Genomic DNA, 11,087 nt, shown 5'->3' on the forward strand with positions numbered 1-11,087 from the left:
CGGAGAGGAACGACCGATAGTGGACAGCTCCTCCCCGTACTCCACCTCCATTGTGGAGACGGATGACTCCGAATCCACATGGCGCGGCACGACCGGGCAACGTCGGACGTGGCAGATCAGCTGCGGCGACGTGGTCGACCGGGACCGCCAGCTCACCGTGAAGGTCGTTCAGGGCCAAGTGGTCCTGGTAGGCCCTCCCGGGGAGACGGCAGTCTTGTCCCACGACCAGCTCGTACAGCTCAGGGCTGCGCTACGCGAAGCCGCCGACCAGGCGGAAAGGTGACGGTGACGTTTCGATGGACGCGATCCTCGGACAGGTTCTTCGCAACGCTGTGTGGGAACGTCTCGACCTGCTCACGGAGCTGGCGAGCCGCGCGGACGCCCCGTCCCTCCTGTCGGTGGCTCGATCCGAGCTCCCTCGGCTGACCGAGGGATGGCGTGCTCTGCTGGCAGCGCACGAGCCGGACGAGAAGGGCAACTGCCCTGAGTGCTCCGGCCGTTGGCGCCAGCAGAAGTCACCTTGCTCGGTGTGGCGCGCCGCGTACGAACACCTGGTTGCGGGCGGACTCGCCCCGCGCCCGGCTCGCCATCTGCGCGAGGCTCCTGTGACTCCTCCTGTCACCAGGACCCGCCGCGCGGTGGCTCGAGCCCACTAACGGGCGTTTGCGACTGACCTGGCGTCCCCCCGACACGACCAGGTCTGCAAACCGCCTACTGACCGGTGGTCCGCGATGCGCGAACCCCCGACCGCGACATCGCGGACCCCGGTCAGCTCACCAAACTCCACAGATTCCCGCGGGCCGGTGACGTGCACCTTCCCTCCCCGACCGGCACCGGTCCGCGGTCACCAGCTTCGGCCCCTCGTCTGCACCTCCCGCGCAGGCAAGGGGCCGTTTCCACTGCTCTCAGGCGCCTTCTTCGAGCTTCTCCTCCGCTGCCCGCGCAACGAGGATCGGCAGGAACGACTCGACCTTCGCGTGGTCGACGATTTCCGCGTAAGCGTCCTGCACCGCACGCTGAACGGTCTGCTCGTCGAACTGGTCGCCGACGCGGCGATGCACCTCCGCAGCCGCCTGCCTCAACTGGTCCTGGACATCGGCGTGCAGGTCGTGCGGGTCGCGGACGAGGTGGCCGTCGATCCGGTTCATGGGGTGCCCTCCCTCGGCTTGTGGCCAGGGGATTCCCAGGTTCAGCGGTGCGTACCCGTTTTCCAGGTCAGGTAAGAGGTCAGACCGGGGAAGAGCCGGCCGGAGATCTCGAACGCCTTGAGCTGCCACGGGAACAGGTGCTCGGGCCGTTCCTTCTCCACGGCGTCGACGATCACCTTCGCGCACTGGGCCGGCGTCACGGTCGGGATCAGCCTGGCGATCGCCGGGATCCGTTCCTCCGCACCGGGGTTGTTGTTGAAGTACTCGCTGGACACCTTGCCCGGCACCACTTCACTCACCCCGATGCCGGTACCGCGCAGGTCGAGCCGCAACGAAGCAGTCAGACCGCGAAGTGCCCACCGCGACGACTGGTAGCCCACGCAACCGGGAATCGGCAGCCGCGACACCGGCGAGTTCACGTTGACGATCCAGCCGGACCGGCGGGAACGCATGGCGCCCAAGTACTCCCTGGTCAGCAGCAACGCCGCCAGGTACGGCACGGCGATCATCGTCTGCAGCTCGTCGGCCGAGGTGTCGTCCAGGAACAGCCAGCGACCGACGCCGGCGTTGTTGACGAGCACGTCCGGCGTCTCGATCTCCTCAGCGAGCGCGCGAATCTGCTCGGCGTCCGCCAGATCGGCCGTGTGAGCGGACGCCGAGCCGCCGAATTCGATGATCCGTTTGACCTGTAGATCAAGCAGTTCGGCGCTTCGGGCCACAAGATGGACGTGCGCGCCGTGCGCCGCGAATCGAAACGCGGCCTCCGCACCGATCCCCTGGGACGCTCCCGTGACCAGAACCCTCTTGCCCGACAGCTGCATCAGACCACCGATCGCACTCGACTCATCAACACCGCCGCCAGCGTCGTCGCCAACGCCGACACCGCGAACAGGCCGCGGTAGCCACCAAGGTTGGCCAAGATCAAGGCGGTGAGCAAGGGGGCGATGACCTGCGGCAACGCGTTGGCCACGTTCAGCACGCCCAGATCCTTGGCCCGATCGGACGCCGCGGGCAGCACCTGGGTCAGCAACGCGATCGCGACCGCCCAGTACGTGCCGAACCCGACGCCGAGCAGCGGAGAAGCGACGAGAACCGCGGTCCAGGTCGGCCAGATCACCAGGATCAGCGCCGCCAGCGCCATCACGGCCGAAGCGCCGTAGACATACGGCTTGCGACGCCCTGAACGATCACTTCGTGCGCCGAACAGCACCGCTCCTGCGGCGAGCGCCACCCCGTAAAGCGCCATCAGCACCAGCAGACCGTCCTCGGGAGATTCGTGGTGCACCACGTCGCCGAGGAAGTACAGGAGGTAGAGCGTCCCGAACGCGTTGCCGAGGTTGATCATCAGATGACCACCCCACGCCCACGCGAAGTCCGGGTGCTCACGCGGCGAGATCCAGAACGTCGGCCGCACCGGCTTCAGGACGAGCTGCGTGTCCGGCGTCCTCAGCACGAAGAACAGCGCGCCGACCACCACGATCACCGCGCACGCCGAGTACCCGGCCGGCAGACCGCTGACCAGCAGCGTCACCACGACCGCGCCCAGCACGGTGCCGAGCATCTGGCTGATCCCGATCAACCCACCGACCTGCGCACGTTGCACGACCGGCACCTGGTCCGGCACGACCGCGGTCAGCGCGGCGAGCATGCCGCCGATCCCGGCCTGCACCAGGCACCAGCCAATGGTCATCACGACGACCGAAGGCGCGTTGGCCAGCACGCCGAGGCCGACGGCACCGATGATCGCGCCGCCGAGCGTCCACGGGTGGCGACGACCGAACCGCGAGGTCGTGCGGTCGGACATGAAGCCGATCAACGGCACCACGAGCAGCGAGACCAGTCCGCCGAAGCCTGTGACGACACCGAACACGAACTCCTTGTTCGCCCGGTCCAGCAGTTCGGCCTGCTGCGGCAACAGCACCTGGATCGGTGCGTAGACCGCCAGCCACAGCCCCAGGTTCGCGGCGAACAACCACGCCATCCAGCCGCGGCGGACACGCACCACCGGCTCAGCGAGCGCCTCACTCACCACTGATCACCCTTCTGTACCAGTGAAAGGAGTCGCGCGGCGTGCGGCGTTGCGTCTCGTAGTCGACGTGGACCAGGCCGAAGCGCTGCGAATATCCGGCCTCCCACTCGAAGTTGTCGAGCAGTGACCACACGAAGTACCCGGCGACGTCCGCCTCCCGCGCGGCGTTGAGGTGTCCGTCGAGGTACGAGATCCGCTCGGCGTCCTCGATCTCCTGCGGGAAGCTGCAGCCGCTCTCGGTCACGTACACCGGCGGCAGGCCCGGGTGTCGCTCGCGAAGAGCGTTGATCATCTCGGTCAGTCCGGCCGGCACGACCGGCCAGCCGAAGGCGGTCCGCGGGTACTCGTCGATCTCGACCAGCTCGAACGGCAGCGGGTTGCCCTCGGACGGGAGCTTCAACCGCGTCGGGTTGTAGTAGTTCACGCCGTAGAAGTCGAGCGGCTGGTGGATCGTCTCCAGATCACCCTCGACGATAGGCAGGAGGTCGGCGACTGCGTCCGGATATCGGCCCGACAGAAGCGGATCCGCGTACAACCAGTTGTGGATTTCGCTGTACGCGTCGGCGGCGGGCTGGTCTGCGGGCGTGGCGGGCCAGGCAGGCGTGTGGTTGTTCGCCGTACCGACCTGGTGCGCGTTGAACGAACGGAGCACCTCGACCGCACGACCGTGAGCGAGGTTCAGGTGGTGGGCGGTCGGCAGTGCGTCGAACAGCAACGTCTTGCCCGGTGCGTGTTCACCGATCGCGTAGCCCTGCAACGTCACCATCGCGGGCTCGTTGATCGGGATCCACATCTTCACGCGGTCGGCGAGACGGTCCGCGACCAGCGAGGTGTAGTCGGCGAACCGGTCGGCGATGTCCCGGTTGAGCCACCCGCCTTCCGCTTCGAGCTCCAGCGGCGTGTCCCAGTGGTACAACGTCACGACGGGGGCGATGCCGACATCGACAAGGGCGTCGACCAGGCGGTCGTAGAAGTCGAGTCCCTCGGCGTTGACAGGCCCCTTGCCGGAGGGCTGGATGCGCGGCCACGCGATGGAGAACCGGTACGCGTTGACCCCGAGCTGGGTCATGAGCGCCACGTCCTCGCGCCACCGGTGGTAGTGGTCGCACGCAACGGATGCGTTCTGGTTCTCGTGTATTGGAGTGAACTCGTCCCACACCGATGGCCCCCGACCGCCGGCATCGAACGCGCCCTCGATCTGGAACGCGGACGTCGACACTCCCCAGAGGAAGTCGCTCATCGATCCTCCAAAATGTGAAACTTGTTCGGATCGTAGGCGTGTTGACAGGTTCAGGGAAGTGAAGAGGCCGTACAACAGGCAAGATGGAAGCACCCGAACCACTGGGAGTCGCCGTGACGAGCACCACCCCGCTTCGCCGTCAGCCCGTCCAGCAGCGCAGTGCCAAGAGAGTCGAGCGAATGCTCGAGGCCTGCGCGACCCTGATCGACGAGGTGGGCTACGACGGCGTCACCACGACGTTGATCGCGGAGAGAGCGGGTGTGGCGGTCGGCTCGCTGTACCAGTTCTTCCCCGACAAGAGAGCCGTCGTGCAGGCCCTGACGCTGCGCAACGTCGACAAGTTCTCCCAAGGCATCACCGAACGGCTCGGGCAGGCGACGCTCGAGCACTGGTGGGACGCCGTGGACACGGTGTTCGACGTCTACGTGACGATGCACCGCGAGATCCCCGCGTTCGGGAGGCTGCACTTCGGTGATGTCGTGGACATGCGGCTGCTCGACGACCGCCGTGACAACAACGCCGTCATCTCCGACAAGATCTCCGAGCTGATCTCGGTGAACTTCGGCATCCCGATGGGCGAGGTCCAGCTGCCGATCGCGATCGCCGTCGAGGCGGCCGACGCCGTGATGAAGATGGCGTTCCGCAAGAGCGCGATGGGCGACCCGGCGATCCTCGCCGAGGCGAGGGCCCTGATCAGGGGTTACCTGTCGTCGCGCCTGCCCGCCTAGCCGAAGTTGCGGCGCTCGCCGCGGTACGTGGGCACGGTCCGCTCGATGCGGTCACCGTGCACCAGGTGCACCTCGTCGAACCGCTCGAAGAGCTCGCCCGCCTTGGCGTGCCGCATCCAGACGCGGTCGCCGATCCTCAGCTGCTCCGCCGCCTTGCCGGTGACAGGTGTCTGCACCTCGCCGGCTCCTTCGAGGCCGAGCGTCTTCAGTCCAGCCGGCAGGTACGGCGACGGCTGGCGGTCGGGAGTCGGCGTGCCGGACGCGATGTAGCCGCCGGCGAACAACGTCGCCGTGCGCTTGTTCGGCTTGCGCACCACGGACAACGCGAACAGCGCCGCGGGTTCCGGCCTGAACGCCTGGTAGCCGTCGAAGAGCGTCGGCCCGAAAAGACCCGACCCCGCCGCGAGCTCGGTGACCGACGGGTCGGAGCCGGTGAGCTCGAGGCTCCCGGTGCCGCCACCGTTGACGAACTCCAGGTCGGCGATCTGCCGGACCGCGCTGACGACGGCGGTCCTGCGATGGATCAGCTCGGGACCGGACTTGCTCTGGATGGCGCGGATGGCCAGTGCGCGGAGCGGCTGACCAGGAGGGTTGTCACCGAGCCCCGCGATCTGCCCCTCGTACGCCATGACGCCGACGAGCGTGAAGCCACGCCGCTGGTTGATCTTGGCGGCCAGCGCCTTCGCCTGGGCCGGTGTGTGGATCGGCGAACGGCGCGGACCGATGTGGATGCCGGGAAACGGCTTCCACGAGACGTCCAGCTCCAGGCAGACCCTGATGTCGGAGTGCGGCCCGATCGCGGCGTCGACGAAGTCGAGGTGCTCGGTGGAGTCGACCATGATCGTGACCCGCTGACGTGCGGTTTCGTTCGCGGCGAGCTTCTGCAGGCTTGCCCGGTCAGCCGTCGGATACGCGACCAGCAGGTCCTCGCTGACGTTCTGCTCGGACAGCCACAACGCCTCGGCCAGCGAGTAGCACATCACCCCGGAGTAGCCGGGCCGGTCGAGCGCCCTGCTCACCAGGTCACGCACGCGAATCGACTTGCTCGCGACCCGGATCGGGTGACCGGCAGCGCGACGGGCGAGGTCCGCCGCGTTGTGGTCGAAGGCGTCCAGGTCGACGATCGCGAACGGAGGATCCAAATCCTTCGTCGCGGTGTCGAGTCGAGTTCTGCGCATGCCTTGACGGTACGTCGCCAACCCTTGAAACGTGAAGAGCTTTCACCTACGTTGCTGTGTCAAGTCACACTCTTGTGGAGGTTCGCGTGTGGACGAACTGGGCTAGAACTGCTTCGTGCACCCCAACGCGCATCGTCCACCCGTCGAGCACGGACGAGATCGCGGCGGCGGTCATGTCCGCCGGCCGTGTCCGCGCGCGGGGCAGCGGTCACTCGTTCAACGACATCGCGGTCGCGCCGGAAACAGCGCTCGACCTGGACCGTTGGACGGGAATCGTGCGCGCGGACACGGAAACCGGCCTGGTCACCGTCCGCGCCGGCACGCCGCTGCGCACCTTCAACGCCGACCTTCACCGGCTGGGCCTGGCCATGCCGAACCTCGGTGACATCGACGCCCAGACCGTCGCAGGTGCCGTCTCGACCTCCACTCACGGCACCGGCGCGAAACTCGGCGTCCTGGCCACGGCGATCGAGTCCCTGGAACTGGTCCTGGCCGGCGGCTCGGTTGTGACGTGTTCTCGTTCCGAACGCACTGACCTGTTCAACGCCGCCCGCGTCGGGCTCGGCGCACTGGGCGTCATCAGCACCTTGACCCTCCGCTGCGTGCCTTCGTTCGTGCTGCAGGCCTCCGAAACGCCGGGCCACCTCGACGCCGTGCTGGAGCAGTTCGACGACCTGTGCGCGGTCGAGGACCACGTCGAGTTCCACTGGTTCACGCACTCGGACCGCGTGATTCTCAAGCGCAACAACAGGATCCCCGAGCCCGCGAAGCCGTTGTCGAAGCTCCGGCAGACGTGGGAGTACGAGGTCATGGAGAACGCCGCGTTCGGCGCGGTGTGCAAGGTGGCCAAGACCTTCCCGCGCTACACCCGGCGTCTGAACGAACTCTGCGGCTCGCTGATCACCGAACGGTCCTATTCGGACTACTCGCACAACGTCTTCGTGACGCCCCGGCGTGTGCGGTTCGTGGAGACCGAGTTCTCGATCCCGCGCGAGACGCTGATGGACGTGATCGCCGAACTCCGCGTGGTGGCGAACAAGCTCGGCGACCGGGACGCGCTGATCGTGCCGTGCGAGGTGCGCGTCGCGCAGGCCGACGACATCTGGCTGTCGACCGCGTCCGGCCGCGACACCGCGTACATCTCGATGCATCAGGCGCTTGGCATGCAGTACAAGGCTTTCTTCGACGCCTACGCGAGCATCGCCGCCTCCGTGGGCGGCCGCCCGCACTGGGGAAAGATGCACGACCTGACGGCAACCGAGCTCCGGCCGCTGTACCCGCACTTCGACGACTTCCTGCGGGTGCGGGACGAAGTCGATCCAGGCAGGACGTTCAGCAACCCCTACCTGGACCGGGTGCTCGGTTAGAGGATCGCGCGCACGGCGTCGGCGACCGGCGTCTCGCCGTTCACCAGCTCCAGCGTCTTGCCGATCGTGTTCGGCGCGGTCAACAACTCCGCCAGCACAGCGGCAACGTCTGCCCGCGTGACGGAAGCCCGTGGCAACCGAGGCGCCGCCAGCGTGACCAGCCCGGTCGGCGCGTCGTTCACGAGCGGACCCGGCCGCAGGATCGTCCAATCGAGATCACGCGGCTTCAGGTCTTCCTCTGCCAACCGTTTGGCCTTCAGGTAGACCGCGAACTCCGGGTCCACAGAAGGAGAGTCGGCCGCTTCGATGCCCACCGTGGAGACCTGGACGAACCGCCGCACCCCTGCCTCGACCGCAGCGGAGGCGAACAGGGCGGCGGCCCCGTAGTCCACGGTGTCCTTGCGAGCGCTTCCTGAACCAGCCCCGGCGCCGGCGGCGAACACCGCGGCATCAGCACCGTTCATGTACGCGGCGACCGAGTCCAGATCGGCGGACTCCAGGTCGCACAACACCGGAACGGCTCCGGCTTCCTGCACGTCGGTGAAGTGATCGGGGTTGCGGACCAGTGCGGTTGCCGTGTCTCCACGGGTGGCCAGCTGCTGCTCGAGAAGCAGCGCGATCTGCCCGTGTCCGCCGGCTATGACTACTCGCATGCCCCGACGGTAGATCAGGAAGCGGTGGCGAGCACCTGCTCGTAGACCAGCTCGTTGACCCAGCGGGTGATGGCGGTGTCCTCTGCGGGCACGTGCTCCTGGCGGCCGGACACGTCGACCGAGAGGTCCTTGTCGTCGTCGGCCAGCAGAACCGAGACGCCGTAGCGGCGCACGCGGGGCAGGCAGTTCGCGAGGTAGTCGTGTGAGAAGGCGACCGACTCCGGCATGACGACCGCGGCGTTGCCGTAGCGGGCGAAGGGCACGGCGGACGCGAGCGCGGTGCGCCAGTGGCGGGCGACGGCCATGACGCCGACGATGCGGACGGCGGACGGCGGGACGCGGCCTTCCATCTCGGGCCACACCCAGGTGGAGACGGTGGTCTTGTCGGCCTCGGGGCCCGCACCCACGCACACGCGCTCGGCGTGGGCGTCGGCCAGGAGCTCGGCCACGACGACGACCTTGCGGCCCATCAGGACCATCTCGGGGAGAACCACGCCGTGCCAGCCGAGGCGGATCGCCGCGGCGGCTGCCAACTCCTCGACGGACGCGGGCAGTTCCGGAACCGGGACTGCGGTGGTCGACAGTCCGCTTGCGCTGTCGAGTGCCGCGATCCGTGCTGGGGTGCTGCTCACGCCAGTGCCTCCTCGCCACCCGCGGCGGGGGATCCGCCGCGATTCGACTCGTGCTCTGCATAAGGCTTAGCAGTAAGCGCGCGGCCCTTCTGCAGGTCGCAGAGCCTGTTGCGATCGACGGCGCCGACCGGTCGGTGACCGGTCGAAGAGTGGCGCGGGGAGTTCGGTCCTACGGTGCTGCCGTCTGGGTGACGTTAATCCGGATGGACGCACCAAAAGACCTGCTCAGAGTGTGTCCGTCAGGCGTGAGGGCAAAATGCCGGTCAGCGGTACCGGTCACCGTCCGTCGACCGTTCACCGCGCCAGAACGACCACCTACATGATGATCACGGTCTTGCCAGGTCCATGACCTGCGGAAACATCAACAGCCTCGCGCAGCGGGACGCGGCGGGCGATCGGCACGTCCAGGTCTCCCGCCTGAACCATCGACGCGAGCCGCACCAACGTTTCCCGCGACCCCTTCATGCCGAAGTTCTGCGCCGGATCGCTGGAGACGTAGTTGGTGTTGAAGGCCAACGGCGCGTAGCGCGCGTTCGCCTCGAACGACGAGCGGTCGGCGCTCACGAGGTCGATGAGCGCGTCGGCCTCGACCAGCGAATCACCGCGGCCCACGGGGATGACCCGCTTGCCCGCCGCACGGGCGATCTGCACGGCGAACGACCCGACGCCGCCGTTGGGCCCGACGATCAGCACGGATTTCGCGTCACCCAACGACTCGACCAACTGCAACGCCGTCATACCCGCGGTCGGCAATGCGGCGGCAACGGCGGGATCGAGGTCTTCCGGCAGCGGAGCCAACGCGTTCCCTGCCGGAACTGTGACGTACTCGGCGTATGTACCGATGCCGGCGGGGCGGTGGAAGAAGGTGCCGAAAATCCTCTCTCCGGAACCGACGACCTCACCAGCCCCATCAGTTCCCGGAACCAACGGGAACACGTGAGGAGTGGAACCGCGAAGCATCCCGTCGACGACTTTGCGGTCGAACGGGTTCACGCTCGCGGCGAACAACCGGACCTTGAGCTCGTTCGGACCCGCTTCAGGCTCCGGAAGCTCCACGAGTTCGAGCTGTGCCCCGAAATCCCGTGCCGCTATCGCCCACATGCCGACCCCCGAACGAGTGACAGACATCACCTGTTGGATCAAGGAATCCGATACTGCCGGTCAACGAAAGAACCCCCCTCGCGATTCTGCGAGGGGGGTTCCATCTGTCTTTGGATGGGCAAGGGGGGAGTTGAACCCCCACGTCCTTTCGGACACACGGACCTGAACCGTGCGCGTCTGCCATTCCGCCACTTGCCCCTGGAGACGTTGGAAACACTAGCACGCACCGAAACGAGGTTCCTAATCGCCCCCTGTCGGCGCCGTCGTACCCGGATACGATCGGTACAGGAGCCGGTCCGAGCGGAAGGAGTTGACGTGGGCCTGCAACGCTTCGAGCGCAAGCTGGAGGGTCTGGTCGGCAACACCTTCGCGCGGGTGTTCGGCGGCAACGTGGTGCCCCAAGAGGTGGCACAGGCGCTGCAACGGGAGGGTGACAGCAACATCCGCGAGCTCGCGGGTGGCAGACTGCTAGCCCCCAACCACTACAAAGTGTTGCTCGGAGCCCGGGACCACGAGCGTCTTGCGGGCGATGAGCAGGATGAACTACGCATCACCCAGCTTCTCGCAGAGGGCCTGCGAGAGCACCTGGCCGAGTCCGGATGGGATACCTATGGTGACGTCGTAGTCTCCCTGGAGCGCTCCGAGGCGCTGCACACCGGACAGTTCCGAACCAGCTCGTCCGTCGACCCCGACGTGAAAGCGGCCAGCCGACGGTCAGCACCACCTCGCACCGCAGGAGACCGATCCATGAGCCAGCCACCCGGCTACGGACAAGGACAGGGCCAGCCCGGCCAGGACCCTTATGGTCAGGGCGGCTACGGCCAGCAGGGATACGACCAGCAGGGCTACGGCCAGCAACAGGGCTACGGCCAGCAGGGTTACGAACAGGTATGGCCAGCAGCAGGGCTACGACCAGGATCAAACACCCCTTGGACAATCCGCACATCTCACGGTGTGGTCGCCGACCATAACCGTTGTACATACCTCTCCCGTGTCAACTCAGGTCACGAT

Annotated in this window: 12 protein-coding genes, 1 tRNA gene and 1 pseudogene; 5 read left to right on the plus strand and 9 right to left on the minus strand. The window is 67.1% G+C overall.

Annotated elements, in window-relative coordinates; genetic code table 11:
• Positions 1-49 precede the first annotated feature (49 nt).
• Together FXN61_RS55045 and FXN61_RS02770 are read left to right on the plus strand one after the other, a co-directional pair.
• The gene (locus FXN61_RS55045; protein ID WP_312877512.1) at positions 50-283 is read left to right on the plus strand and encodes a hypothetical protein; all 234 of its coding nucleotides are present in this window, start codon (positions 50-52) and stop codon (positions 281-283) included.
• A gap of 13 nt (positions 284-296) precedes the next feature.
• Positions 297-656: a hypothetical protein gene (locus FXN61_RS02770; protein ID WP_035909125.1), complete on the plus strand. Its 360-nt coding sequence runs from the start codon at positions 297-299 to the stop codon at positions 654-656.
• A gap of 249 nt (positions 657-905) precedes the next feature.
• On the opposite strand, the gene FXN61_RS02775 is transcribed toward FXN61_RS02770, so the two are convergent.
• From FXN61_RS02775 to FXN61_RS02790, 4 genes are read right to left on the minus strand one after another with little or no spacing between them, the layout of a single operon-like run.
• On the minus strand, positions 906-1,148 hold the full coding sequence (locus FXN61_RS02775) for a three-helix bundle dimerization domain-containing protein (RefSeq protein WP_167969879.1): 243 nt from the start codon (positions 1,146-1,148) through the stop codon (positions 906-908).
• Between the two features lie 41 nt (positions 1,149-1,189).
• The gene (locus FXN61_RS02780; protein ID WP_167969881.1) at positions 1,190-1,969 is read right to left on the minus strand and encodes an SDR family NAD(P)-dependent oxidoreductase; all 780 of its coding nucleotides are present in this window, start codon (positions 1,967-1,969) and stop codon (positions 1,190-1,192) included.
• On the minus strand, positions 1,969-3,129 hold the full coding sequence (locus FXN61_RS02785) for an MFS transporter (protein ID WP_167969915.1): 1,161 nt from the start codon (positions 3,127-3,129) through the stop codon (positions 1,969-1,971). Before FXN61_RS02785 ends, FXN61_RS02780 begins: the two co-directional genes overlap by 1 nt.
• A 40-nt stretch (positions 3,130-3,169) precedes the next feature.
• Positions 3,170-4,417, minus strand: a complete 1,248-nt coding sequence (locus FXN61_RS02790) for a GH1 family beta-glucosidase (RefSeq protein WP_167969883.1) — start codon at positions 4,415-4,417, stop codon at positions 3,170-3,172.
• Between the two features lie 113 nt (positions 4,418-4,530).
• On the opposite strand from FXN61_RS02790, the gene FXN61_RS02795 reads away from it, so the two are divergent.
• Positions 4,531-5,145, plus strand: a complete 615-nt coding sequence (locus tag FXN61_RS02795; RefSeq protein ID WP_312877509.1) for a TetR/AcrR family transcriptional regulator — start codon at positions 4,531-4,533, stop codon at positions 5,143-5,145.
• Here FXN61_RS02795 and FXN61_RS02800 read toward each other — a convergent pair.
• Positions 5,142-6,323 carry an amino acid deaminase/aldolase gene (locus FXN61_RS02800; protein ID WP_167969885.1) on the minus strand — a complete coding sequence of 394 codons (1,182 nt, stop codon included), beginning with the start codon at positions 6,321-6,323 and terminating at the stop codon, positions 5,142-5,144. The two genes, FXN61_RS02795 and FXN61_RS02800, sit on opposite strands and share 4 nt — an antisense overlap.
• A gap of 86 nt (positions 6,324-6,409) precedes the next feature.
• Between FXN61_RS02800 and FXN61_RS02805 the strand changes: the two genes are divergently transcribed.
• On the plus strand, positions 6,410-7,690 hold the full coding sequence (locus FXN61_RS02805) for a D-arabinono-1,4-lactone oxidase (protein ID WP_312877510.1): 1,281 nt from the start codon (positions 6,410-6,412) through the stop codon (positions 7,688-7,690).
• Here the strand turns inward: FXN61_RS02805 and FXN61_RS02810 are convergent.
• The 4 genes from FXN61_RS02810 to FXN61_RS02825 all read right to left on the minus strand — a co-directional run bounded on the left by FXN61_RS02810 (position 7,687) and on the right by FXN61_RS02825 (position 10,274).
• Positions 7,687-8,343, minus strand: a complete 657-nt coding sequence (locus FXN61_RS02810) for an NAD(P)H-binding protein (protein ID WP_167969887.1) — start codon at positions 8,341-8,343, stop codon at positions 7,687-7,689. The genes FXN61_RS02805 and FXN61_RS02810 overlap by 4 nt on opposite strands.
• A gap of 14 nt (positions 8,344-8,357) precedes the next feature.
• Complete coding sequence (locus FXN61_RS02815; protein ID WP_167969888.1) at positions 8,358-8,975, minus strand: hypothetical protein; 618 nt, start codon at positions 8,973-8,975, stop codon at positions 8,358-8,360.
• Between the two features lie 315 nt (positions 8,976-9,290).
• Positions 9,291-10,103: an NADP-dependent oxidoreductase gene (locus FXN61_RS02820; protein ID WP_167969889.1), complete on the minus strand. Its 813-nt coding sequence runs from the start codon at positions 10,101-10,103 to the stop codon at positions 9,291-9,293.
• Between the two features lie 88 nt (positions 10,104-10,191).
• Positions 10,192-10,274: transfer RNA gene (locus FXN61_RS02825), tRNA-Leu, on the minus strand.
• Positions 10,275-10,391: 117 nt separating this feature from the next.
• Here FXN61_RS02825 and FXN61_RS02830 point away from each other — a divergent pair.
• Positions 10,392-10,992 (plus strand): annotated as a pseudogene (locus FXN61_RS02830) (DUF3662 domain-containing protein); the annotation flags it as partial.
• Positions 10,993-11,087: the final 95 nt, after the last annotated feature.

The sequence above is a fragment of the Lentzea indica genome, from assembly GCF_012184385.1.
Lineage (GTDB): Bacteria > Actinomycetota > Actinomycetes > Mycobacteriales > Pseudonocardiaceae > Lentzea > Lentzea indica.